Source organism: Streptomyces sp. NPDC102441 (assembly GCF_044765585.1).
In the GTDB taxonomy this organism is placed as follows: Bacteria; Actinomycetota; Actinomycetes; order Streptomycetales; family Streptomycetaceae; genus Streptomyces.
The window spans coordinates 361,293-386,100 of the sequence record NZ_JBIWKH010000003.1; the positions used below are offsets into that span (position 1 = coordinate 361,293).

18 protein-coding genes are annotated in these 24,808 nt (G+C 70.3%); 9 read left to right on the forward strand and 9 right to left on the reverse strand.

Annotated features, from left to right (window positions below):
* The first annotated feature begins 43 nt into the window (after positions 1 to 43).
* The gene (locus ACIREO_RS07905; protein WP_404106466.1) at positions 44 to 3,982 is read left to right on the forward strand and encodes an amino acid adenylation domain-containing protein; all 3,939 of its coding nucleotides are present in this window, start codon (positions 44 to 46) and stop codon (positions 3,980 to 3,982) included.
* Between the two features lie 94 nt (positions 3,983 to 4,076).
* On the opposite strand, the gene ACIREO_RS07910 is transcribed toward ACIREO_RS07905, so the two are convergent.
* A complete protein-coding gene (locus tag ACIREO_RS07910) occupies positions 4,077 to 4,448 on the reverse strand; it encodes a VOC family protein (protein ID WP_404106467.1) in 372 nt (123 codons plus the stop codon).
* 90 nt (positions 4,449 to 4,538) lie between these two features.
* On the opposite strand from ACIREO_RS07910, the gene ACIREO_RS07915 reads away from it, so the two are divergent.
* On the forward strand, positions 4,539 to 5,000 hold the full coding sequence (locus ACIREO_RS07915) for a MarR family winged helix-turn-helix transcriptional regulator (RefSeq protein WP_404106468.1): 462 nt from the start codon (positions 4,539 to 4,541) through the stop codon (positions 4,998 to 5,000).
* A 19-nt stretch (positions 5,001 to 5,019) separates the two neighbouring features.
* Here ACIREO_RS07915 and fes read toward each other — a convergent pair whose 3' ends face one another.
* From fes to ACIREO_RS07940, 5 genes are all read right to left on the reverse strand, one after another.
* Positions 5,020 to 6,288 (reverse strand): enterochelin esterase, encoded by a 1,269-nt coding sequence (gene fes / locus ACIREO_RS07920; protein WP_404106470.1) that lies wholly within the window; start codon positions 6,286 to 6,288, stop codon positions 5,020 to 5,022.
* Between the two features lie 132 nt (positions 6,289 to 6,420).
* Positions 6,421 to 8,709, reverse strand: a complete 2,289-nt coding sequence (locus ACIREO_RS07925) for a catalase (protein ID WP_404106471.1) — start codon at positions 8,707 to 8,709, stop codon at positions 6,421 to 6,423.
* Positions 8,710 to 8,814: 105 nt separating this feature from the next.
* Positions 8,815 to 10,845, reverse strand: coding sequence for a CocE/NonD family hydrolase (locus tag ACIREO_RS07930; protein WP_404106472.1), 2,031 nt, complete (start codon positions 10,843 to 10,845; stop codon positions 8,815 to 8,817).
* 39 nt (positions 10,846 to 10,884) lie between these two features.
* Positions 10,885 to 12,201 carry an acetyl-CoA carboxylase biotin carboxylase subunit family protein gene (locus ACIREO_RS07935; RefSeq protein ID WP_404106473.1) on the reverse strand — a complete coding sequence of 439 codons (1,317 nt, stop codon included), beginning with the start codon at positions 12,199 to 12,201 and terminating at the stop codon, positions 10,885 to 10,887.
* 115 nt (positions 12,202 to 12,316) lie between these two features.
* Entirely contained in the window at positions 12,317 to 12,943 is a 627-nt protein-coding gene (locus ACIREO_RS07940) for an alpha-ketoglutarate-dependent dioxygenase AlkB (RefSeq protein WP_404106474.1), read from the reverse strand.
* Positions 12,944 to 13,089: 146 nt separating this feature from the next.
* Between ACIREO_RS07940 and ACIREO_RS07945 the strand changes: the two genes are divergently transcribed.
* Positions 13,090 to 13,542 carry a DUF5709 domain-containing protein gene (locus ACIREO_RS07945; protein WP_404106476.1) on the forward strand — a complete coding sequence of 151 codons (453 nt, stop codon included), beginning with the start codon at positions 13,090 to 13,092 and terminating at the stop codon, positions 13,540 to 13,542.
* 88 nt (positions 13,543 to 13,630) lie between these two features.
* Positions 13,631 to 14,197 carry a DJ-1/PfpI/YhbO family deglycase/protease gene (locus ACIREO_RS07950; protein WP_404106477.1) on the forward strand — a complete coding sequence of 189 codons (567 nt, stop codon included), beginning with the start codon at positions 13,631 to 13,633 and terminating at the stop codon, positions 14,195 to 14,197.
* A gap of 53 nt (positions 14,198 to 14,250) precedes the next feature.
* On the opposite strand, the gene dacB is transcribed toward ACIREO_RS07950, so the two are convergent.
* The 3 genes from dacB to ACIREO_RS07965 form a co-directional block, all read right to left on the reverse strand.
* The gene (gene dacB, locus ACIREO_RS07955; protein WP_404106771.1) at positions 14,251 to 15,531 is read right to left on the reverse strand and encodes a D-alanyl-D-alanine carboxypeptidase/D-alanyl-D-alanine-endopeptidase; all 1,281 of its coding nucleotides are present in this window, start codon (positions 15,529 to 15,531) and stop codon (positions 14,251 to 14,253) included.
* A 505-nt stretch (positions 15,532 to 16,036) separates the two neighbouring features.
* Positions 16,037 to 16,309: a hypothetical protein gene (locus ACIREO_RS07960; protein WP_404106478.1), complete on the reverse strand. Its 273-nt coding sequence runs from the start codon at positions 16,307 to 16,309 to the stop codon at positions 16,037 to 16,039.
* A gap of 578 nt (positions 16,310 to 16,887) precedes the next feature.
* Positions 16,888 to 18,963, reverse strand: a complete 2,076-nt coding sequence (locus ACIREO_RS07965; protein ID WP_404106479.1) for a glycoside hydrolase family 36 protein — start codon at positions 18,961 to 18,963, stop codon at positions 16,888 to 16,890.
* Between the two features lie 408 nt (positions 18,964 to 19,371).
* Here ACIREO_RS07965 and ACIREO_RS07970 point away from each other — a divergent pair, with 408 nt between their 5' ends.
* The 5 genes from ACIREO_RS07970 to ACIREO_RS07990 all read left to right on the forward strand — a co-directional run bounded on the left by ACIREO_RS07970 (position 19,372) and on the right by ACIREO_RS07990 (position 24,782).
* Complete coding sequence (locus ACIREO_RS07970; protein ID WP_404106481.1) at positions 19,372 to 20,160, forward strand: GntR family transcriptional regulator; 789 nt, start codon at positions 19,372 to 19,374, stop codon at positions 20,158 to 20,160.
* Positions 20,161 to 20,343: 183 nt separating this feature from the next.
* Positions 20,344 to 21,639, forward strand: a complete 1,296-nt coding sequence (locus ACIREO_RS07975; protein WP_404106482.1) for a D-tagatose-bisphosphate aldolase, class II, non-catalytic subunit — start codon at positions 20,344 to 20,346, stop codon at positions 21,637 to 21,639.
* Entirely contained in the window at positions 21,636 to 22,793 is a 1,158-nt protein-coding gene (locus ACIREO_RS07980) for an SIS domain-containing protein (RefSeq protein ID WP_404106483.1), read from the forward strand. The genes ACIREO_RS07975 and ACIREO_RS07980 overlap by 4 nt, the downstream gene beginning before the upstream one ends.
* A 49-nt stretch (positions 22,794 to 22,842) precedes the next feature.
* Positions 22,843 to 23,835, forward strand: coding sequence for a BadF/BadG/BcrA/BcrD ATPase family protein (locus ACIREO_RS07985; RefSeq protein ID WP_404106485.1), 993 nt, complete (start codon positions 22,843 to 22,845; stop codon positions 23,833 to 23,835).
* Positions 23,832 to 24,782 (forward strand): DMT family transporter, encoded by a 951-nt coding sequence (locus tag ACIREO_RS07990; protein WP_404106486.1) that lies wholly within the window; start codon positions 23,832 to 23,834, stop codon positions 24,780 to 24,782. The genes ACIREO_RS07985 and ACIREO_RS07990 overlap by 4 nt, the downstream gene beginning before the upstream one ends.
* The last annotated feature ends 26 nt before the right edge of the window (positions 24,783 to 24,808 follow it).

Below are 24,808 nucleotides of genomic sequence, written 5' to 3' on the forward strand. Positions count from 1 at the left end.
AGCAGCCCGCCATCGATGTCTGGGTACCGCTGCTGGAGGCCTCATGACCGTCCTGCTCACCGATGCCGAGGGGGCCGGACCGCACGAGGACGCCCCGCCCGTCGTACTGCCGCTCACCGCGGCCCAGTCGGGGATGTGGTTCGCGCAGTCGCTCGATCCGCTCAGTCCGGCGCAGAACACGGCGGAGTGCCTGGAGATCGACGGGCCGCTCGATCCGGAGCTGTTCGCCGCGGCTCTGCGCCGTGTGACCGCCGAGGCCGACGCCCTGCGTGTGACCGTCGAGGACTCCCCCGACGGCCCGCGTCAGCGCGTCCTCCCCTCGGTCGCGCTGCCGCTGACCACACACGATCTGCGCGAGGCGTCCGACGCCGGCCGGCAGGCCGAGGAGTGGATGCGCGCGGACCTCTCCGAGCCCTTCGACCTGGCCACCGGGCCGCTGTTCCGGCACGCCCTGTTCCGGGTGGGCGAGGAACGCTGGCTCTGGTACCAGCGCATCCACCACCTGGTCATGGACGGCTTCGGCTACTCGCTCCTCGTACGCAGGACCGCCGAGGTCCACTCGGCGCTCGCCCGGGGCGAGGAACCCGGTCCCCAGGCCTTCGGGACGCTGGCCGATCTGGTCGCCGAGGACGCGGCGTACCGGTCGTCGGAGGCCTTCACCGCCGACCGTGCCCACTGGACAGGGGCGTTCGCGGACCGTCCCGAGGTGCCCCGCCTCGGTGGCCGCGGGGCCCTGCCCTCGCGGACGTTCCTCCGTCGCACGGCCCATCTGGCTCCTGAGGCCACCGAGGGCGTGCGGGACCTGGCCGGCCGGCTCGGCGCCTCCTGGCCGGACGTACTGATCGCCGCTCAGGCCCTCTACACCTCGCGGGCGACCGGCCACCGGGAGGTCGTCCTCGGCCTGCCGATGATGGGACGCATGGGATCCGTCTCGCTGCGGGTGCCGGGCATGGTCATGAACGTGCTTCCGCTGCGGCTGGACGTCTCCCCCGACACCACCTTCGCGGAACTGGTCCGCCAGGTGGTGCTCACCGTCCGCGAGGTCCGCCGCCACCAGCGCTTCCGCTACGAGGACATCCGCCGCGACCTGCGGCTCCTCGGGGAGAACCGCGGGCTGGTCGGCCCGCTCGTCAACGTCATGCCGTTCGACTACGACGTGGACTTCGCCGGCGCCCCGGCGCGGGCCCGGAACCTCTCCGCCGGACCGGTCGACGACCTGACGGTGAACATCTACGACCGGTCCGACGGCCGTGGTCTCCGCATCGACCACGACGGCAATCCCGCGCTGTACGACGACGATGACCTCGCCGCACACCAGGAGCGCTTCCTGCATCTGTTGGAGCGGCTTAGCCGGGCCGACCCGCATGTTCCGACGGCCGCGCACGGCATCGCCACCGAGGCCGAAACCGAGCTGGTCCTCCGTACGTTCAACGACACCGACCGGGCGCTGCCGCCCACGACGCTGATCGGCCCGATCGAGTCGCGCGCCGCCCGTACTCCTGACGCGACCGCCCTGGTCCACGGCGACACCTCGCTCACCTACGGGGAGCTCAACACCCGCGCCAACCGGCTTGCCCGGCATCTGCGGACGCTCGGCGCCCGGCCGGGCGCGGTGGTGGCGGTGTCGGTGCCACGCTCGGTGGAGCTGGTGGTGTCGCTGCTCGCCGTGCTGAAGGCGGGGGCCGCGTATCTGCCGCTGGACCCGGACTATCCGGAACAGCGTCTCGCGTACATGCTGCGGGACGCGGCGCCGGTGTGCGCGGTGACGGACCGGGCGGGACGGCTCCCCGAGGACACCGGGACGCCGCTGGTCGTCCTGGACGGCCTGGACGTCTCGGAGTACCTCTGGGTGAACCCGTCGCGGCCTCTCACCCCGTCCCATCCGGCTTACGTCATCTACACCTCGGGCTCGACGGGCCGCCCCAAGGGCGTCGTCGTCTCGCACAGTGCGATCGACAACCGGCTGCGCTGGATGCAGGGCGCGTACGGGCTGACCGCGGACGACCGGGTGCTCCAGAAGACGCCGTCGTCGTTCGACGTGTCGGTGTGGGAGTTCTTCTGGCCGCTGCGCCAGGGCGCGGTCCTGGTGGTCGCCGAACCGGGCGGCCACAAGGACCCGGCCTACCTGGCCCGGCTGATCCGCGAACAGTCCGTCACCACCTGTCACTTCGTGCCGTCGATGCTCCAGGTGTTCCTCGCGGAGGCCAAGGCCGACGCGGACACGTGCGGAAGTCTCCGGATGGTCTTCTGCAGCGGCGAGGCCCTGCCCCGCGAGTCGGCCGACGCGTTCGAGCGTGAACTGCCCGGGGTCGAACTGCACAATCTGTACGGCCCCACGGAGGCGGCCGTCGACGTCACCTTCCACGCGTGCGCCGTGGACGACGCCGGGCCGGTGCCGATCGGGCGGCCCGTCTGGAACACCCGCCTGTACGTGCTCGACGCGGCGCTCCACCCGTGCCCGCCGGGGGTCCCCGGGGAGCTCTGCCTGGCGGGCCGTCAGCTGGCCGAGGGGTATCTGAACCGCCCGGAGCTGACCGCGTCCCGCTTCGTAGCCGACCCCTTCGGCCAGCCCGCGGAGCGCATGTACCGCACAGGCGACCTGGCGCGCTGGACGCCGCAGGGCGAGGTCGTCCATCTGGGCCGCACGGACGACCAGGTCAAGCTGCGCGGGCAGCGCATAGAACTCGGCGAGATCGAGACGACGCTGACCGCCCGCACAGGGGTGGACGCCGCCTGCGCCCTGGTCCGGGAGGACCGGCCCGGCGAGCAGCGACTGGTCGGCTACATCACTGGCGGCGCCGATCCGGTGGCCGTCCGCGCCTCGCTGGCGCGGGAGCTGCCGGAGCACATGGTGCCGACGGCGGTGGTGGCCCTGGACGCCTTCCCGCTGAGCCCCAACGGCAAGCTGGACCGGCGTGCCCTGCCCGCACCGGTGTTCAGCGGCGGCGCGGGTGCGCGGCGTCCGTCGGACGCGCGGGAGGAGACGCTGACGCGGCTGTTCGCGCAGGTGCTGGACGTCGGCCGGGTCGGTCCTGACGACGCGTTCTTCGATCTGGGAGGTACGTCGCTGCTGGCCGTACGGCTCGTGGCACGCGTGTGGGAGGAGTTCGGCGCGGAGCTGACCATCGGCTCACTGTTCGAGTCGCCCACACCTGCCGCACTCGCCGCACGGATCGGCTCCACGGGGCCGGCCTCCGAGGACGCGCTGGACGTCGTCCTGCGGCTGCGCGGCGGGAACGGGCGCCCGCCACTGTTCGCCATCCACCCGGCCGGCGGAATCGCGTGGTGCTACGCCGGGCTGTCGGCCCGCCTGGGCCCTGAGCAGCCGGTGTACGGCATCCAGGCGCGCGGCCTGGCCTGCGACGAACCGCTGCCGCGCACCCTGCAGGAGGAGGCGTCCGACTACGTCCAGCACATCCGCGCGGTGCAGGAGCACGGCCCCTACCGGCTGCTGGGCTGGTCCGTGGGCGGGGTGCTGGCGCACACCGTGGCCGTGCTGCTCCAGGAGGCGGGCGAGGAGGTCGAGCTGCTCGCGCTGCTCGACTCGTTCCCGGCCGAGCAGTGGCGCGAGCGGCCTGCGCCCGAGGAGGGCGACGCGCTGACCGCGGTGCTGCGGATGGCGGGCTTCGAGCGCACGCACGAGCAGGACCGTGAGGACGTGCTGGCGACGCTGCGCCGGGCGGGCAGCCCGCTGGCCGGGCTCAGCGCCCGTGCGCTGTCGAAGATCGTCGACATCGTGCCGAACCACGCCCGCATGATGCGCGAGCACCATCACCGTCGCTTCGACGGCGACCTGCTGTTCTTCACGGCCGCCGCCCCGCGCGCGGAGGACTGGCTGACCCGCGAGGCGTGGCGGGCGCATGTGACGGGGGCCGTCGACAACCACGACCTCGACTGCACCCACCCGCAGTTGATGCGGGACCGCCATCTCGACGACATCGCGTCCGTCCTGGCGGCCCGTCTGGAGGAGCTGGCCACATGACTGTGGGGAGCGGCCCGTGCGGCCCGGCCCCGCACGAGGCGTGCACGGCGGCGCTGGTGCCGGGCCGGGCCTGAGGTCCGGGACGCCGCGTAAGTCAGCCTCCGTGGACGGTGAGCCGGTAGCCCTCGGGGCCGGTGAAGGAGAACATCGGCCCGAACGGGCTGTCCTGCAACGGGGCGACGTCCTCCGTGCCCGCCGCCACGAGCTGCTCGCGCAGCGTGCCGGCGTCCGTGGTCCGCAGCCACAGCGCCACCCCCAGGCCGGGGCGCGCAGCGCCGTCCAGGTCGACGCCGGGCAGCGGCTCACGGACGGCGAACGGGATCGGGGCGGTCGCGAAAACGACCGCACCGGGCGGCGCGGCGGGGGCCCGGCGCATCCCGAGCCGCTCCTCGAAGAAGGCGGCCGCGGCGGGCACGTCCTTCACCTGCAGAGCGATGAAATCGGGGCCTTCGACGGTGGCGGTCATGGTTCCTCCTGGGCGGTGCATCGCTTCGATGTCAGTACTTTGACATGCCTGACCATAGGCACCAACCTCCGGGTATGTCAAAATGTTGACATGGAAGACCGTGCCCCTGTGCCCGCACCCCACCCGGCCGAAGACGTCACCGAACACGTCGGATACCGCCTCAAACGCGCCTCGGCCGCCCTGCGCACCGCCATGGACAAGGCCCTGCGCGAGCACGGCCTCACCGTCCCGCAGTACTCCTGTCTCGAACTACTCGACGAACGGCCCGGCCTGTCCAACGCCGACCTGGCCCGCGGCACCTTCGTCACCCGGCAGTCGGCCAATGTCGTCCTGCGCGGCCTCAAGGAAGCCGGCCTCATCACCCGGCCGCTCACGACCGACCACGGACGCGCCCTGCCCACCCATCTGACCCCGGCCGGAGAGCGGCGCCTGCGAGCGGCACGCGGCGCCGTCTACGCCATTGAGAAACGCATGATCAGGAGCGTTCCCGAGGGGCGGCTGACGGCGCTCCTCGCCGACCTCGACACGATGACCGAGGCGCTCGACGGGTGACGGGCGCGGCGCGGGCACCCTAGGAGGCGGCAGGACCCAGCAGGTCCACGAGGCCGTCGGCCAGCTCCGTGCGCCAGCACAGGTAGTCGTGGCCGCCGTTGAACTCCCGGTAGGAGGCGTCGTCGTAGCCTGCCGTCTCCAGGACCTCGCGCAGGCGCCTGGCGGCGGGCAGGGCGACCCACTCCTGTTCACCGAAGGAGAGCCGGAAGCGGACCGGCAGGCGTGGGGCGCCCGCGATCCGGTCGGTGAGCCACTGCGCCTGCGGCCCGTCGGGCCACCAGAAGGAGCCGGACTGGGCGAGGACGTTACCGAAGCGGCCGGGTACGGAGAGCGCGGCGTGGGCGGCCGCGAGGCCGCCCAGGCTCTGTCCGGCGACGATCGTACGGGCGGGGTCCTCCGCGACCGGGAGACGGGCCGCCGCCCAGGGGAGCAGCTCGCCGGCGAGGAAGGCGGCGAACTCCGGGCGGCAGGTCAGGTCCGCCCACCTGGTGCCGGCGTCCACGGAATCCGGCAGCAGGGCGACGAGCGGCGGGATACGGCCGTCGGCGATCAGGTTGTCCAGCAGGTGCGCGAGCCCGAGCCGTGGCTGCCAGTGCTCGCCGTCGAGTAGGACGAGGACGGGGAACTCCGCCGAGTGCCCCGGATCCAGAGGCGGTTCGTACAGCCAGACGCGGCGGGTACCGCCTCCGAGCTTCTCGGCCGGCACCTCGTGGGCGGCCACCCGGCCGCGGGCGACGCCCGGCCTCGGCTGCCAGTCCTGCCCGCCGGGGGCGGCCGGAAGCTCGGCGTAGGACACCGGCCCACCGCTCCAGCGGCGCGGCAGCGCACGGCCGTTGAGCGGATCGTGCCGGCACCGGGTGCGCAGCCACTGCCAGTAGCCGGCGGCTCCGGGATCGGGGCCGTCACCCTCGTCCACGTAGAAGTCGTAGGTGCCACGCCAGTCGTGGCGCAGGCGCACCGACCAGTGCCAGACGTCGGTGCCGGGCACCCGTTCCATCAGGTTGCCCTCGGGGGCACGGGGGTCGCCGAGTTTGTTGGGGAGCACCTGTACGGCGCGGGTACCGGCCGTGCCGCGCCAGAGGAACGTCACCGCACGGTGATCGGCGCCGCCCTGCGGGTCCGGGGTGACGAGGGGTGTGCCGCTGCGGCCCACGGCCGCCCAGAACTCCTCGGTCTCCCCCGGCACCGGCAGCCGGAATCCCGGCACCCTGAGCCGCGGCACCTCGTCGGGGCGGGCGGTGCGCGGCGGCCGGCGCGGGGTGCCTTCCGGCGGCACTGACGTGATCACGAGCGGGACTCCGAAGTACGAGGAAACGGCAACTTAGGGTTACCTTACCTCCCAGGGTCCCGGGCCCGCACCGGCCGGAGGCGGTGTCCGTTCCCGGGCGCCGCCTCCGGCCGGTGTTCGTGGTGTGCCGGGTCAGATGGTGGCGGGGAAGCGGTCCCAGACGCGGTGCTTGCCGAGGAGCTGCTTGACCTCTTCCAGCACCTCCTCGCCCGTGCCGGCGACGACCACACCCGGCGCGTCAGCAGTCACGCCGGCGGAGATGAGGACCGCGTCGCCGCCCGCCCACGTCCCGATCGCCTTGGCATGCCGGTACGCCTCGTTCAGCAGCAGAAGCACCCGGGGATCGATGGCGGTACCGGCCGCGCCCGCCTTGGCGTCCCGCGCGCCGATCGCGTCGACTCCCGCTCCGGGGGCGCCGGCGAGCAGAACGGCGTCGAACTCGACGGAACGGGCGGTGGCGTAGGTGCGCTGGACGGTGACCGGATCGCCGTCCGCGTCGAGGACTCCTCCGGCGGGAGCGATGACCAGCGGCACCATGCCGGCGGCCTGCACGGCGGCGCGTACGGCCCGGACACCGTCGAGGTCGGCCTCCTTGTCGGCGACGATGCCGATGACACGGCCGTCGAGCGGCCAGACACCGCCTACCTGCGACAGCGCGGGACTCGGCTCGGGATCCGCCAGCGGTCCGTCCGGCTCGGGCGCGGGCAGCCCGAGACCGGCGGCGACCTGCTCACACAGCTGGGCGTCGATCCGCGCGAGTACCTTCAGCGCGCGTTCCTTGATCGTCTGCTCGTAGCACTTGCCCAGCTCGAAGGTGTAGGCGGCGATGATGTGCTCACGCTCCACGGGAGTCATGCTGAGCCAGAAGAGGCGGGGCTGGCTGAAGTGGTCGTCGAACGACGCGGGGGCCTCGCGTACCTTCCGGCTCGCGGCGACCTCGGCCGGCACCTCGACGAACGCGCCGGTGTCGGCACCCGCCAGGAACGGGCAGCCGCCGTCCAGGGAGTTGGGCCGGTACGGCGCGACACCCCGGTGGACCGCCGTCTGGTGCATGCCGTCGCGCAGCATGTCGTTGACCGGGGCGTGGGTCCGGTTGATGGGCAGCTGCGGGAAGTTGGGGCCGCCGAGCCGGGTGAGCTGGGTGTCGACGTAACTGAACAGGCGGCCCTGGAGCAGCGGATCGTTGGTGAGGTCGATGCCCGGCACCATGTTGCCGACGTGGAAGGCGACCTGTTCCGTCTCGGCGAAGTAGTTCGACGGATTGGCGTCGAGCGTCATCAGGCCGATCGGCTGTACCGGCGCGAGCTCCTCCGGCACGATCTTGGTCGGGTCCAGCAGATCGATCCCCTGGAACATCTGCTCGGGGTTGTCCGGGAAGGTCTGGATGCCCAGCTCCCACTGGGGGTAGGCACCGGCCTCGATGGCGTCGGCGAGGTCCCTGCGGTGGAAGTCCGGGTCCACACCGCCCGCGATCTGGGCCTCCTCCCAGACCTGGGAGTGGACACCCAGCTTGGGCTTCCAGTGGAACTTCACCAGGGTGGAGGCCCCTTCGGCGTCGACCAGCCGGAAGGTGTGGACCCCGAAGCCCTCCATCGTGCGGAACGAGCGCGGGATGCCGCGGTCGGACATGTTCCACAACGTGTGGTGCGTGGCCTCGGAGTGCAGGGTCACGAAGTCCCAGAACGTGTCGTGGGCACTCTGCGCCTGCGGGATCTCCCGGTCCGGGTGCGGCTTCCCGGCGTGGATGACATCTGGGAACTTGATGGCGTCCTGGATGAAGAACACCGGGATGTTGTTCCCGACGAGGTCGAAGACGCCTTCCTCCGTGTAGAACTTGGTGGCGAACCCGCGGGTGTCACGCACGGTGTCGGCCGATCCGCGTGAGCCGAGCACGGTGGAGAACCGGACGAAGACCGGAGTCTCCACGTCCCTCGCCAGGAAGGCGGCCTTGGAGATCTTCGACGCGGCCCCGTAACCCCTGAAGAAACCGTGGGCGGCGGCGCCGCGCGCGTGCACCACACGCTCCGGGATGCGTTCGTGGTCGAAGTGGGTGATCTTCTCCCGCAGGTGGTGGTCCTGAAGCAGGACCGGCCCTCGCGGGCCCGCCTTCAGGGAGTGGTCGGTGTCGTACAGCCGTGCCCCCTGCGCCGTGGTCAGGTGGGCGCCGCTCTGCGCGTTGCGGGCAGGGTCGGCGCCGGTGGGCTGACCGGTGGGGCTGACCGTCTCGGGGCCGTTCTGGTCGTCCTTGGGCGGCAGCGGCTCGCGCGGTTCGGTCGGCTCCTCCTTCGACGGGGGAAGGCTGCTCGGGGCGCCCGGGATGGGCTGCTGTCCTGGTTTCTCCGTCACTTCTCGTCTCCTGACATATAGCTCGTCGCCGGACCGACGTGCGGGTGAGTTCGACGCGCCGAGCCGCGTGGGCATGCCTATACCTCCCGCCACCGGACCCACGTGCCACGCCGGACGCCGGGCCGTCACTCCTTCGGCAGCGTCCGTCGCCGCGTGGCAGCCGGTCCGCGCGGAGGTGCGTCAGACGTTCTGCCTGCTGATCCGCTCGTTCCACGTACGGGAGAAGACCCGGTGCCCGTCCTCGTATCCGTCGAGTGTGGCGTCCACGTGGAAGGCCTCGTCGTCCGAGGTCAGCACGGTGCGTGTCTCGACCCGGACGTCCCAGTCGGCCCGGCGGAAGCGCATCTCCCAGGCCGACTCGCCACGTACGGACCCGAAGTCCTCGCCGACCCAGCTGTACTTCTCGCAGGCCCTCAGCCCGGTCTCGATCCCGTTGTCCTCGTACCGCTGGAGGCCACGGTCCTTCACGATGTCGAGCACGGACCGGTAGTCCACCAGGTCCCTGGTCACGGTCCACGCCTGTTCGGGCTCGCTCAGCCGGGTGACCTCGGGAGGCGCGCAGCCCTCGGGCTCCCCGAAGGGGCGCAGGGCCTTGTCCTCCGGTACGTCGTCGGGGCGGACCGGCAGAGTGAGGGTGCTGCCCTTCTCGTACACGCTCAGCAGTGTGGGCCCGGGGGCCGGCCACACGAGAGGCCAGTACGAGGTGGACAGGGACAGCCGGATGCGGTGGCCCGGCGGGAACGCCTGCGCGACGCTGTGGAGCGGCACGCGCACCCGGTAGCGCCTGCCCGGTTCCAGGGGCTCGGAGGATTCCTCGCTGTCGCGGTGGGCCAGGTTGAGCACGCCGTAGGTCACCCGGGTCGAGCGTCCGTCCGGTGCGACGTCGGACAGTCTGACGTTGAGCTGCGCGGCCGGGGTGTCGGCGGACACCTCCACGACGACGACGGGGGCGCCGAGGATCTCGATGCGTCCGTCGAGCGGCGCGGTCTGGAAGACGAGCGAGCCGCCGTCCTCCTCGCGCTGGTCGTAGGGCAGGTCCGGCGGGGCGTTGTACGAGGCCCACTTGCCGGCGAACTGGCCGACGGACAGCGGCGACTGCACCGTGTGGACGCGGTCCTCCCCGCTCTCCTGGTCATCCGGCTCCCCCAGTCCGCCGTCGCGCAGCGGGAGGACGGTCTCGCCGACGTTCGGAGAGGGCCAGGACGGCTCTCCGACCCACCGCCCGGGCCGTTCCTCGTAGGAGGTCGAGGGCGGAACGCTCTCCTGCATCCAGGCCCGCAGCATGGGGCCGTCCATGACGCCGTTGTCGATGCCCTTGAGCCAGTGGTCCCACCAGCGCACGACCTCCTGGAGGTAGCCGATGGCCGGTCCTGGCTCGCCGAGGTGCGGGAGCTTGTGCGACCACGGGCCGATGAGCCCCTTGCGCGGCACGTCGACGTGGCTCAGCAGCCGGGTCACGGCGTTGGAGTAGCCGTCCGCCCAGCCGCTGGACGCGAGCACCGGGCAGCGAAGGGCCGAGTAGTCCTCGCTCAGGCTCGCGTGACGCCAGTAGTCGTCCCGGTTCGGGTGGCGCAGCCATTCCAGGACCCAGGGGCGTGCGGCGTCGAGCCGTTCCCGCCACATCTCCCGCCAGCGTTCACCGACGACGGCCGGATCAGGCGGGCACGTGGCGTACGCGAACATGGTCCCGGCCTCGGCCAGGTTGTCGGACAGCATCGCGCCGCCGAGGTAGTGCATGTCGTCCGCGTACCTGTCGTCGGTGAACGACGCGATGCAGATGGCGCGCAGGCTCGGCGGCCTGCGTGCGGCTGTCTGGAGGGCGGCGAAGGCGCCCCAGGAGATGCCCATCATCCCGGTGTTCCCGTCGCACCAGGGCTGCTCCGCGATCCAGGCGAGGACCGACTCGGCATCGCTCTGCTCCTGTTCGAGGTACTCGTCCAGCAGCACCCCCTCCGACTCGCCCGTCCCCCGCAGGTCGACACGCACGCACGCGTATCCGTGGCCGGCGATGTACGGGTGGTGGATGGCGTCACGGGTGGAGGTGAGGTCGTTCTTGCGGTACGGGATGTACTCCAGGACGGCCGGCACGGGTTCCGCGTCCGATGCGGTGGGACGCCAGATCCGTGCGGAGAGCTTGACTCCGTCCTCCATGGGGATCGTGACGTGCTTCTCTTCCTGGACCGCGCAGGGCAGCCGGTCGACGTGGCGCATGCCTGTGCGACCTCCTTTCGTCGTGCTGGACCGGACGGGTCACCGGGTCTTCGTGGAGTGGCCTCCCGGCTCCGTCTCGTCGAAGGTGAGACCGAGGGCGGCCACGCACCGGTCGAACTTGGCGCGCAGGTCCTCCTCGTCGTCGCCTCCGGTGAAGATGTGTGCCACCTCGTAGCTGTAGCTGTCCTGCCCGGAGACGCTGGAGAGCTTCTGCCCCTCCTCGGGCACGACGTCGATCCGCACTCCGGGTATCTCGCGTTCGATCGCGGCGATCCGTTCGGGGGTGGGCACCTCGTGCACCTTCCCGTCCCCGAACCAGCGGTAGTACCACTTGGCGGCCACGGCGTAGGGGCCCTTGCGGCCGGTGAGTTCCGGGTCGCGGCCCAGCGCGAGGCGGATCATGCGGTGGTGGTTGGGCGCGCCGTCGACGTAGTCGAAGAGTTCGGCGTGGGACTGCGAGTGCCGGGGGTTGATCTCCAGCAGGCTGATGTCCTGGGTCTTCGGGTCGTAGAAGTACTCGATGCTGAAGGTGGCCTCGTCCATCCCGATCTGCTCCATGGTCCGCTCGCTGACCTCGTGGAGCTTCTGGATCACCGGAGCGGGGAGGCTGCTCGGGTACTGATGGCGGAGGAAGCACGAGGACGCCGGGTAGTTGATCGAGTCCAGTACGCCGTAGACGGTCGCCCTGCCCTCATGGACGTAGCCCTCGACGGCCACCTGGATACCGGTCATCGTCTCCTCGGCCAGGCAGACCTGGCCTCCCACGTCCTTCATCTCCGGGGGGAGGTCCAGAAGGCCGAGTACGGAGTCGAAGGGCCTGCCGACCCGGCCTATGCCCGCCCGGATCTTGTCGACGGCCGCCCGGAACTCCGTCATGTCCGAGACTCCGTACGCCAGCTCGGACGAGTAGGCGAGCGCGGGCTTGAGCCACATGGGGAAGTTCACGCCCTCGGGGGGCCTCGGGTCATCCGCTTCCAGATCGACCCGGCCGAAGCGCGGGTACTCGTCGATGACCTTCTGCTGTTCGAGCCGGCTCCAGTACTTGTGCTCGCACTTGACGACGGATTCGAGGCTGGTCGTGCGCACGCCGTACTCCTTGCCGAGCATCGGGACGAGAGTGCTCACCGGGAAGTCCCAGTATCCGACGATCGCGTCGATGCTGCCCTCGTGCGCGTCGAGAACGGCCCGGGCACGGTCCATCAACGCGGGCACCGACACCTCGCCCTCCTGCAGTTCCTCGACGGTCAGCAGGGGGTGGAACCGGTAGGAGCCGGCATCCGGCACGGCCTCGAGCATCGGCAGATTCGAATCATCGAGGCCGACGACGAAAATGTTCTCGCGGTGCACCTGCGGCATGTGGACGTCCTTTCGTTCAGAAGTGCTCCCTGCACACCAGATGCGCCTGCCCTTCCCCGCGGCCGACATGCAGTGCCGTTCTCCGGAGGCAGCCGTTCCGCCCTCCGCTCCCGCGTCAGCGCACTCCGTGCGGGCGGTACTGGACGCTGATCCGCGGCCCACGGGCGTACGCCGTCTTGGGAACGGCGTGCTGCCAGGTGCGCTGGCAGGAGCCGCCCATGACGATCAGGTCGCCGTGGCCCAGCGGCCGGCGCACGGTGTCGCCGCCGCGGCAGGGGCGCAGCAGCAGGTCGCGCGGGGCGCCGAGGGAGAGGATCGCGACCATCGTGTCCTGGTGCGAGCCGCGCCCGGTCAGGTCGCCGTGCCAGGCGACGCTGTCACGTCCGTCCCGGTAGTAGCAGAGCCCGGCCGTGGTGAAGGGCTCCCCCAGCTCGTCACCGTAACGGGAGGACAGCGCGTCGCGGGCCTCGTCCAGCACGGGGTTCGGCAGTGCGTCCTCGGCACGGTAGAAGGCGAGCAGCCGGGGCACGTCGACGGTCCGGTCGTACATCTGCCGGCGTTCCGCCCGCCAGGGCACTTTGCCCGCGAGCTCGGCGAAGAGCTCGTCGGCGCCGCTCAGCCAGCCCGGCAGCACGTCGATCCATGCCCCGTCACCGAGGACCGTCCTGCGGAGTCCGGCGAGCCTGCCCAAGTGCGGGCGGTCGGCCTGGTCGAACAGCGAACCCTGGAGATGAACAGACATGGAGACAAGCCTACCCGGCGATTAGAACAAACGTTCCCTTCGATGGAGTCGTCCGGTCGCCGCGTCCAGGGATCGGCCATAGGCTGCCGGGCGGTGGGCAGGAGAGCGGCGCGGACACGGAAGACCTCGACGGAAGGAGCGGGCTGATGTCGGAACAAGGACGCGGGGACGACGTCTACCAGCCGGAAGGCTCGGACGCGGACAACCGGCCGACGGACGACCTCGACCCGGAGAACGTGATCGACGAGCCCGACATGGACGACATGCTGGACACGGGATACTCCCCGCCGGAGAAGCCCCTGGGCGTGTCGAAGTACGGGACGACCGGCGAGGAGCAGCGCGAGGGCGAGTCCCTCGACGGGCGGCTCGCGCAGGAGGTGCCGGAGGACGACCCCCTCCGGGCCGACGACGGCCCGGAGGACAACGGCCCCGAGGAGGACGACGCCGGGGACGAGCGTGCCGGACGCGTCGCCGCCACCGACGAGGAACCCGGGGCCGAGCGCAACAACAGGGTGCTGGGCCGGGACGTCGGCATCGACGGAGGGGCGGCCTCCGCCGAGGAGGCCGCGGTCCACATCCAGGAGGACGACGGGGCCTGAGCGGCCGGGACCGTGTCCCGGTCCCTCCACACGCACGCAGGAAGCGGGCCGCGACCCGGTGGTCCGCATGCAGGAAGGGTGACAACCGATGACCGACAACGGCATGAAGCAGCGCAAGATACTCACCGTGGTCACCAACTACGGTGTGGAGCAGGACGAGCTTCTCGTACCCCTCGACCACCTCCGTGGTGCGGGAGCCCAGGTCGACGTCGCGGCGGTGTCGATGGACGACATCGTGACGCTGGTCGGTGACAAGGATCCCGGGAGGAGCGTCCGGCCCGATCTCACGCTGGACGACGCGGACCCCACGGACTACGACCTGCTGCTCATCCCGGGCGGCACCCTGAATGCCGACACCCTCCGGCTCCAGGGCGCCACCACCGGGATCGTCCGTTCCTTCACGGACTCCGGCCGCCCCGTCGCGGCCATCTGCCACGGCCCCTGGGCGGTGGTCGAGGCGGACGTCGTCACGGGCAAGAGGCTGACCTCCTACGCGTCACTGCGGACCGACATCCGCAACGCCGGGGGCGAGTGGACCGACGAGCCGGTGGTGACGGACGGTTCCGGCGGCTGGACGCTGATCACCTCGCGCAACCCGGGTGACCTGGAACCGTTCGTGGGGGAGATCCGCACGGCCCTCGCGGCGCGGCCGTAGCGGTCCGGATCGGGCGTGCCGGAAGCCCGGAGGCTTCCGGCACCGTAATTCGCTCAGGCCCAGCAGCCGTTCACCGTGGCGGCGAGACCGTCCAAGGAGTCCTTGATCGCGGCACCGTCGGCGGTGGAGTTGTTCTCGATGAAGGAGAAGACCTTCCAGCGGCCGTCCTCCCCCTTCGTGAGCCCGCTCAGAGCGGTGGCTCCCGTCAGGGTGCCGGTCTTGCCGGTGACCTTGCCCACGGCGCACTCGGAGTTCGCGGTGTCGAACCGCCCCCACTCGGGCCCGAGGGTGCTGCCCGCCTCGCCCGCGACCGGAAGCCCCTCCGAGATGGACTTCAGCTTGGTGTGCCGGGGGTCGGTGGTCAGATCGAGGATCTCGGCCACCGTCTGGGCGGTGATGCGGTTGGAGCGGGACAGCCCGCTGCCGTCGTGGATCTCGAAGTTGGACACCGAGACCCCGTACCAGCCGGTGAGGACGTCACGCACCGCCGCTGTGCCACCCTCGTAGGTGGCCTCCCGGCCGGAGGCGAGTCCGGTCGCGCGCAGCAGCGTCTCGGCGATGTCGTTGTCGCTGGTCTTCAGCATCTGCTTGACGATCACGGACAGCTCCGCGGACCGGTGCTCGGCCACGGGGAAGTCCGTCGTGGCGGCCTCGGCGCGGGTCACGTCGCCCGTGACTCCGATGCCCTGGTCCGCGAGCTGTGCGGCGAAGACGTTCCCCGCGTCGATGGCGGTGTCCTGGACGAGCTTCCCGTCCACCACCAGGGAACGCACCGGTGCGATCTGATCGTCGTAGTAACTGTCGTTCCAGCCCTCGGCGAGCGTCGGCGCGGCGAAGAGGCTGTCGTCGATCCGGACCTTCACGGTGTCCAGGCCCGCGTTCTTCAGGCCCGCGGCCGCGCTCTTGGCGAGCTCGGTGACATCGGCGGTCGTCAGGGTGCGGTCACCGCCGCCGACCAGGGTGAGTGTGCCGTCGCCGTAGACCACCTTGGTCGTGAACGTGTGGTCGGGGCCGAGCAGGGTCAGGGCGCCTGTGGCGGTGGCGAGTTTGGTGTTGGACGCGGGCATCAGCGCGGTCTTCGCGTCGTGGCCCCAGATCACCTTGTCGGACTCGGCGTCCAGCACCACACCGCTGAAGGTGCTGCCGATGTTCTTGTCCTGGGTCCGGGCGTCGAGGTTGTCGACAAGCTTCTGCTCGGTGGGGTCGAGTCTGTTGACACTCTCGTTGCTCGCTGCCGGCTGGTCGGCTGCGAAGGCGGACTGTCCGGTCATGACCGCACCGGCGACCGGGGTGAGAACCGCGGCGACGAGCGTCCGGCGAACGGTCCGGCTCATGGGCTTGAGCTTGCGGTGACGGCCTCCGGTGGAGGAGACGGGCAGGGCGGCGGAACTGTGTATCACAGCGTCTCCACGTCAACGTGCGTGACGAGTAGGGGTAATAGGGACGCAAATAAACCTAGTGGCAGCCGCCCCTCCCGGAGTGATCACCCCAGCCGTCTGCTGTGCAGATTCGGTGACGGTCCGGGGGCATTTCCGTGGCAGGGCCGCCGTCAAGGACCTGAAGGCAGCGTCGAGCACCGTCCATGTGCCCTGACGTGCACGTCCAGGTGCGCCGCCGGACGGTCCATCATGGACGTCCCGGAGCGGGAGAAGGGTGACGCGCCATGACCGGTACTGCCGATGGACAGGAACACACGTTCACCGGCTGGACACCGGTCGTGTACACCCACCGGCACCTGCCAGGATGCGCCGCGCAACGCGCCTACACGTTCGCACTTCCCTCCCGGAGCCGTGTCACCCCTGCGGCTCCGCCGTCACCTCCAGCAGGCCCGAACGGGCCCTAAAAGGTGATGACGGTCGCGCCTTCGAGCGTGAAGCGCAGGAACTCGTCGCGAGCCACCCGCAGGTTGAACCCGCGGCGGAGGAGTTCGGCTTCGGATCCGTCGGCACGAGCCGCGTTGACGCACGCCCCGACGACAACGCCACCAGCTGTCAACTCGTCGACCTGACGGTTGTAGACGGCGCCGGCCTCCGAGCTGCCACCGTCGGTGAGCGCATCAAGTCCCCCGTGAGGCCCCCGCCGGTACGCGTGGGAATGGATCCTACTGACCACCGGGACTGATCATTCTGGAGGTGACGGTCACCACCTCCACCCCGGAGCGGAACGGGGCTCGGTGGGAACGGTAGAGGTATCCCAGTACTCGGGCAGGGAGGTCGCGGCGCGGGACATGGCACTCCTCCGGACGGGTGCGCCACACGTATCAGCGCACCCGGTGCTGGCACCGGCAGTTGATGCACCTTCACCCCAGGGGCGCGGCGGCGAGCCGAGGCCCGGCAGCGGACGAGACGCTGCCGGGCCAGGGGACGGGCGGTCAGTGGCAGTTCGCGCCTGGGTGGCACGGGCCGCAGGCGGCGTAGTTCCGCTCCCACAGCTTCCAGTCCACCGCGAAGCCGCGGTCGGCGATGAGCGCCGTGCCGGTCCGCCCGATGACCGACGGTGACGCCCAGGACCAGCGAGACCACACCGGCCATGCCGAGTCCGAGCCCCACCCTGACCTGCCGGAAGGTGGGCCGCCTGCGGGGCATGCGGGACTCCATGTCACAGGTGGAGAAGCGGCGGCCCGGCAAGCCTGTGGCACGGCACTCGCATTATCGAGAGTGTTGCCCCGGCTGCCTGGCCGTCCCGGCTGATCAGCCGATGGGCTCGGCTACGATGAGCTGGAACCGCTCGAAGGACAGATTCACGGTGTTGTGCTGAGCAGTGGCAGTTCCGAGTGACTTGCCGGTGAACGGGTCGGTGAGGCGGTACCGCGTGCGGCCCAGACCGCGCAACTCGATTGCCCCGTCCCACTGGTGGGCGTAGAAGGCGTAGTGGAGGGTCCGCTTCTTGGCCACGACATGCGCCTCGGGCTTGTCGAAGCCGATGTCGTACAGCTCACCGCGGTACTCGCCGGTGGACAGCATGTTCTTCTCGTACAGGGACACCCACTTGCGCCAGAGGACCTCTTTCTCCGGGGTGAGGTCGGTCGCCTTGTCCGGGGCTCCGGTTCCGGGGAGGGTGAACTTGGTCGACAGGACGGCTCCGACCCCGTAAGAGGACGCGAAGTCGTTTCCGCCGTCGCTCAGTTCAACGTGGTCGCCGGCGTAGCTGCTGCCCGCGCCCATCAGCGCCTTCATCGACTTGCCCTTGCTCCGGACCTGGTAGGAGGACTCCGGGTCCGAGCTGGGGTACTGGTCGACGTAGGGCAGGTTGTGGAAGGCGAAGGCGGTGCCGCAGGGGCAGAGCTCGACGAGGGCGTCGGGGTTCGCCTCGTGCGCGGCTTCGTGGATCGCCTTCCAGAACAGGGCCACGCCCTCGGTGGATTCCTCGGGGCGGGCGTGGCGGTGCTTCGGGTTGTAGCAGGGCGCGACGCTGTTGAGGTGCTGGCCGTCGATCTTGAGCCCCTCGTAACCCCAGTCGCCGATGAACCTCTTCGCCTGCTCGACGAAGTAGTCCACCGTCGGCTGGTAGGCCGGACAGAGGGTGTAGGCGTCCCACCAGGTGACGTCCTGCTTGTTGCCGTCGCGGTCCAGCAGCAGCATGTCGGGCCGGTCCCGGAACAGGTTGCTGTCGGGGTCCGCCGCCAGCGGGGCCCACCACAGGCGCGGCCGCAGACCGGCGTCTCGTATCTTCTTGGTGAAGGCCCGCATGTCCGCTTCGCCGCGCGGGAACTTCGCCGTGTTGATGTCCCAGTCGCCCTCGTTGGTCTGCCAGCCGTCGTCGAGCGCGGCCCAGCGCAGACCGATCTCGTGCGCCTTCGGCAGCGCTCCGGTGACCTGCTCGGTGGCGAAGCCGCGCTCGTAGCCCCAGGCACACCAGATGGGCTCGAAGGCCGAGGCGGGGGCCTTGGGGGCGCGCTGGCCGATGTCGCTCATGTAGTCGCGGTACCGCTGGAGCGGCACGAAGTGGTCGCCCGGGAGGGCGGTCAGGAACGTGGTGTCGGTGCTGAGCCGACGGCCCGGCTTCAGGGTGCGGGCGGTGTCGTCCTGGATGGCGATGCTCGCTCCGGCGCCCGTCCTGCGGACCGGCATGCGCAGGGCCGTCGCCACGGGCTCGACATGTCCGACGGAGAGGCCCGCGTCCCGGCGCCAGACGGTCGCCAGCGGGGTGCCGCCGCCGTAGTCGGAGGAGTCCATCCCCAACGAGTTCTCCTGCGCATAGCCGTCCTTCACCGGCATCACCCAGTCACGGCGGTCCGTGTACGTGGTACCGGAGAAGGTGTAGAAGCCGCCGGGAGTCTCCAGGAGTTCGTGGGCTCCGTTGCGCCACCCGGTCACCTTCAGCGCGGTGGAGGACCTGTTGGTGTAGGTCACCTTCATCACGATCATGCCGGTAAGACGCTCGAAGGAGGTAAGCACGACCGTCTTCTGTACGCCTTCCTCTGACGCGCCCTCGATCGTCACCCGGACGCCCGCGCCGTGGCGGGGGTGGCTGGTGTCGCGGGTCGTGTGCCCGCGGTAGGCGAACGCCTCGATGGCCTTACCGCCCACCAGCAGGGCTTCGCCGGCGTCGAAGCGGGTGAGGTCGAGGCCCTTGAGCGCCACCCTGCTGCGCAGTTGGTCGTCGAACTCCAGGGTGATGGAGGTGTCGCCGACTCCGACGAGGTCAGGATCCGAGTTCGGTGCGGCGGCCGCGGGCGAGGTGCCCATGGCCACAGCGGGGAAGGCGGCCAGGCCGACACCCCCCAGCGCCACCTTCAGTACGCTTCGCCGGTTCTTGTCCGTCATGTCGAACTCTCTTTCGGTCGTGCGTGCCCGACTGGGGCAGCCGCCTTTTGTCCGTCGTTGGGGATCGTCAAAGTCGAGCCGCACGCTCGCGACGTCCGTAAGGCTGGTCGATGCCTGGTCTGCTACCGGTTTTCGCAGTGGGTCGGCTGGGGTGGGGGACGGCGTATCGTCCGAACGGGTACCCCAGTGTGAGGTCGCCTCCGGCGGTAGCGGGCGGGCATCCTCGGTGAGCTGCGACAACGCTGACTCGATCACCGAGGTACGGCGAAACGGAAGGTCGCTCACGGGCGACTTCTCCATCATCGAGTGGCCTGCTTCGAGAACGTAAGTGGTATTCGAGTGGCATGTCAACGGGTAGGCCTCCCGGACGAGGGATCGTGCCGTCGCTTCGATTGGTATGCTTCTGGTATGACAGATGCGAGAACGTCGATGCCCAGAGGCCTATTCGGTGACGACGTCCTCCCGTTGTACGAGCGCACAGCCACGCAGTTGCTCGACGACCTGCGCGCCGCTGCCGCCCGCCCCGGTGACCGGCTGCCCTCCGAGCGGGCTCTGGTCGACCGGTACGCCGTGTCGCGCGTGACGCTGCGAGCGGCCCTCGCGCAATTGGAGTCGCGGGGCATCGTGCGACCGTCCTCGTCGCGCGGGTGGTTCGTCGCCGAGCTCGGTCTGCTCCCCGAGGCGACGATGGCGTCCGCCTCGGCGGGCCCGCAGGTCCAGGGGTTCGCCGACTATGCGCAGGCCAACGGCTTGACGACGACCGGCAAGGTGCTCTCCGCCACCGTTCGCCCGGCCACGGTGTCCGAGGCCGAGCAGCTCCGGATCGCTCCGGGCGCCGACCTCTTCGACCTCCGCCGACTGCGCTTCCTCGACGGTCTGCTCGTCGTGCTCGAGCACAACCGGCTTCCGTTGGCGGCCTGCCCTGCCCTGGCCGAGACCGACTTCCATACGGCCTCGCTCTACGCCACCCTGCGCGCCGCCGACCCGCCGCAGCTGCCCCGCATCGCCGACTATTCGGTCGAGGCCCGCCACCCCATGCCACTTGAGATCGAGCTGTTCGAGATCGGGGAGACCATGCCGATGCTCGTCGCGACCCAGCTGACGTCGAACCAGGAATCACGCCCGATCGAACTGACCGTCCAGGTCTACCGGGGGGACCGCTACCGGTTCCGGGCCTCCATCACCAACCAGACCTGAACCATCACCAGCCGGACTCGGACGATCGCCGTGGATCTGCCGGTTCACGGTTCGGTTGGCAATACCAGATGCATACCAGAATAAGACTATTGACGACCCTGAGCAAGACCAGTACTGTCCGAAATGAGCCGCAGGCCATGACGGCACATTGGCTTGAAATACACGTTGCGTAAGGGGTTGGCAATGCAGAGCCCATTGACAGAGGTGGTCCGGCGTCAGAAGGCCGGACAGCCGCAGGGCATCACCTCGGTGTGTTCGGCTCATCCGCTGGTCATCGAGGCAGCCGTGGTGCAAGCACGGGAGACCGGCGGTCATGTACTGGTGGAGGCGACCTCGAACCAGGTCGACCAGTACGGCGGTTACACGGGCATGCGGCCCGCGGAATTCCGCGACCTCGTGTACGGCGTCGCCGCCGAAAGTGGTCTGCCACTGGACCGCGTGATTCTCGGCGGCGACCACCTCGGACCGAACCGGTGGCAGGCCCTGACGCCCGACGAGGCGATGGAGCGGGCCGAGGCCCTGGTCGCCGCCTACGTGGCGGCGGACTTCACCAAGATCCACCTGGACTGCAGCTTCGCCTGCGCCGGTGACCCCGTCCCGCTGACCGACGACGTGGTCGCCGAACGCGCCGCGCGGCTGATCCGGGTGGCCGAGGAGACGGCCGGCCCCGAGCGGGCCGAGCGTATCCGGTACGTGATCGGAACCGAGGTGCCCACACCCGGCGGCGCGCACGAGACGCTCGACGCGCTCGTCCCGACCTCGCCCGAGGCGGCGCGCACCACTCTGGAGCAGCACCGCAAGGCGTTCGCCGAGCACGGCATCGACGAGGTCTGGCCGCGCGTCATGGCCCTTGTGGTCCAGCCGGCCGTCGAGTTCGACCATGTGCAGGTCGTCGACTACCGGCGCGAGCTGACCGAGGAGCTGCGCAAGGTCCTCGACGACGAGCCCACCATGGTCTACGAGGCCCACTCGACCGACTACCAGACCGCCGAGGCGCTCACCGCGCTGGTCGAGGACCACTGGGCGGTCCTCAAGGTGGGCCCCGGGCTGACCTTCGCCCTGCGCGAGGCGCTGTTCGCCCTCGCCGCGATCGAGGACGAGCTGGTCCCGGCCGCCGAGCGGTCACGCCTTCCCGAGGTCGTCGAGGAGCGGATGCTCGCCGAGCCCGCCAAGTGGGAGGGCTACTACCCGGGCAGCGCTGCCGGGCAGCGCCTCGCACGCCGCTACAGCTACAGCGACCGGATGCGTTACTACTGGCCCGACCCTGAGATCGAAAAGGCCCAGGCACGGCTGATGGACAACCTCTCGGCCGTGGACATCCCCCTGCCGCTGCTCAGCGCCCACCTCCCACTCCAGTACGCCCGCATCCGCCACGGCGGGCTCGCCGCCCGGCCGCGCGACCTGGCCGTGGACCACGTCCGTGACGTTCTGCGCGACTACGACCGCGCCTCCCACCCCCACCTGATGGAGCACGTGTGACCACGCCCTCCGGCGCCCTGTCCCTGGACGACGGCGCCGCCCACACCGTCCGCGAGATCACGCAGCAGTCCGCCCTGTGGCGGGAGGTCGACCGGATCGTCGCGGCCTCCCGGGAGTCGCTGGACGCCTTCTTGCGTCCGCTCGTCGCCCGCGGTGACCTGCGCGTCGTACTCACCGGTGCCGGCACCTCCGCGTTCGCCGGCCAGGTGCTCCAGCCCGCCCTGGCCCGGCGCCTGGGACGCCGCGTCGACGCGGTCCCCACCACGGACCTCGTCGCCGACCCCCGCGGCTGTCTCGCCGAGGACGTTCCCACGCTGCTGGTCTCCTTCGCACGCTCGGGCGACAGTCCGGAGTCTGTGGCCGCCACCGCCCTGGCCGACCAGGTCCTCTCCGAGGTGCACCACCTCGTGATCACCTGCAACGAGCAGGGCCGCCTGGCCCGCGAGCACGCGGAGCTGCCGAAGTCCCACGTGCTGCTGATGCCGGCCGCGTCCAACGACCGCGGTTTCGCCATGACGTCGAGCTTCACGTGCATGACGCTCGCGGCACTGCTCGCTCTCGGCGGCAGCGCCTACGACGGGGTCGCCGAACGTCTGGCCGAGGCGGTCGAGTCGATCTGCGAGAGCGACGCCGTGGACCGCACCGTCGGCGCCCTCGTGGCCCGCGAGCCCGAGCGCATCGTCTTCCTGGGCAGCGGCCCGCTGAAGGGCCTCGCCGAGGAGTCGGCGCTGAAGGTGCTCGAACTCACCGGTGGGAGGCTCATGGCCGTCTCGGAGACCTCGCTGGGATTCCGGCACGGTCCCAAGGCGGTACTCAACGAGCGTTCGGTCGTCGTGGTGTACATGTCGAACGACCCCTACACCCGCAAGTACGACCAGGACATCTCCGCGGAGCTGCGCGGAAATCTTCCCGCCGGCAGCGTCGTCACCGTCTCCGCGGGCCCCGAGGCGGAAGCGGACGGCAACGACGCCTGGCCGCTGCCGGGCCTCGATGGGGTCGAGGACGTCGCCCTGGCGCTGTCCGCTGTGGTGTACGCCCAGCTCATCGCCCTGCGCGCCTCCCAGGCCCGGGGCCTGCGGGCCGACAACCCGTTCCCCTCGGGTGAGATCAACCGCGTCGTGCAGGGCGTGACCCTGCACTCCTTGCACAACTGATCAAAGGCATCAACGGCGCGGATCCAGGGCGCCAGACGGAGGTACAACGATGTTCCTAGGTGTCGACGGCGGCGGTACGAAAACCGCATTCTGCCTGGTCGACCGGGGCGGACAAGTCGTGGCGCGAGCGCAGGCGGCAAGTTCGTACTACTTCTCCCACGGCATCGAGCTCGTCGAGCGTGTGCTGGGGGAAGGCGTCGACGCTGTCTGTGCGGCGGCCGAGCTGACCCCCGCCGACATCGAGTACGCCTTTTTCGGCTTGCCCGGTTACGGGGAGGCGGCCCGCGATCTGCCCGTACTGAACGCGACCCCGCGAGCCGTGCTCGGACACCACCGCTACGCCTGCGACAACGACATGGTCTGCGGCTGGGCCGGTTCACTGGGCGCGGTCGACGGCATCAACGTCATCAGCGGCACCGGCTCCATGACCTACGGCGAGCGGCTGGGCCGGGGCGTGCGCGTCGGTGGCTGGAGCGAGATGTTCGGCGATGAGGGATCGGCGCACTGGATCGCGGTCCGCGGCCTCAACGCCTTCTCGCGGATGGGCGACGGACGGCTCCCCGAGGGCCCCCTGGCCGAGGTGTTCCGACGCCACCTGGATCTCGCGTCCGACCTTGACGTGATCGACGTCGTCCACAACCAGTGGCAGGGCGACCGCGGCCGGATCGCCGCGCTCAGCCGCTCGGTGGCCGAGGCGGCGGGTCTGGGCGACGAGGCGGCCTCGGCGATCCTCGCCGAGGCCGGCCGGGAACTCGCCCTGCTCGTCGAAGTCACCCGCGAGCGGCTGGAGTTCGGCCCGGACGAGACCGTACCGGTCTCCTACTCGGGCGGCACCTTCGGCGCGGGCGCGGTTCTGGAGGAGTTCGCCACCGGACTGAAGAGTCGTTTCACCCACTACGAACTGCGACACCCACTGTACGAGCCCGTCGTAGGTGCCGCCCTGTACGCGGCGAAAATCGCCGGAACCCCGCTCGACCAGCCCGCGCTCAACGCGCTGCGCTTGGCCTCCGGGATCTCTGCCTCAGAAGGGGAAGACCGATGAACAGAGGCACGAAGAGCTGGATCCTGTACGCGTCACTGCTGGTCCTGTTCTGGGGTGTGTGGGGCGCCTTCTCCAGCGAGCCGAACAGCAGGTACGGCTACCCCAACGAGATGATCTACATCATCTGGGCCCTCACGATGCTCATACCCGCGTACTTCGCGATGCGCGGCAAAAAGTTCGACCGCCGGCCGATCGCCGCCGTGTACGGACTGATCGCGGGACTGACCGGCGCCGGCGGCCAGCTCCTGCTGTTCCACGCGCTCGCCAACGGCCCGGCGTACCTGATCTTCCCCCTGGTGTCGCTCTCCCCGGTGATCACCGTCCTCATGGCGATGGCGCTGCTGCGGGAGCGGATCAACCGGCTCGCCCTGGTGGGTGTCGTCGCGGCGCTGGCGGCGATCGTGCTGCTCAGCATTCCCAGCGGCAAGGACGACTCGAACTCGCACGGCCCATGGCTGCTGATGGCCATCCTGATCTGTGTTGCCTGGGGCGTGCAGGCGTTCTGCATGCGCAAGGCCGCAGTGGTCGGGGTCAACGACGCGACGACCTTCGGCTGGATGACCATCAGCGGCCTGCTGCTGGTTCCGGTGGCGTTCGTGATGATGGGCGACTTCCCGTCCGACGCTCCGTGGCAGGCGCCGGCACTCACCGCGGTGACGCAGGTCCTCAACGCGGTCGGCGCGCTGTTCCTGGTCATGGCGTTCAGCCGGGGCAAGGCCACGGTCGTCGCCCCCATCACCAACGCGCTGGCCCCGGTGCTGACCATCGTGCTGTCCCTGGCGGTCTACCGGACGCTCCCGAACGTGTGGGGCGCCCTCGGTATCGTGCTGGCCCTCGCGGGCTCGACCCTGATGGTCTACAGCGACGAGAAGAGCGGCGAGAACTCCGTGGCCACGGACGCGGCGGACGACGGCGCGGACGTGCGTCCGGCCCCGCAGAAGTCCTGATCGCCCACATACCCGTACCGGCCGAA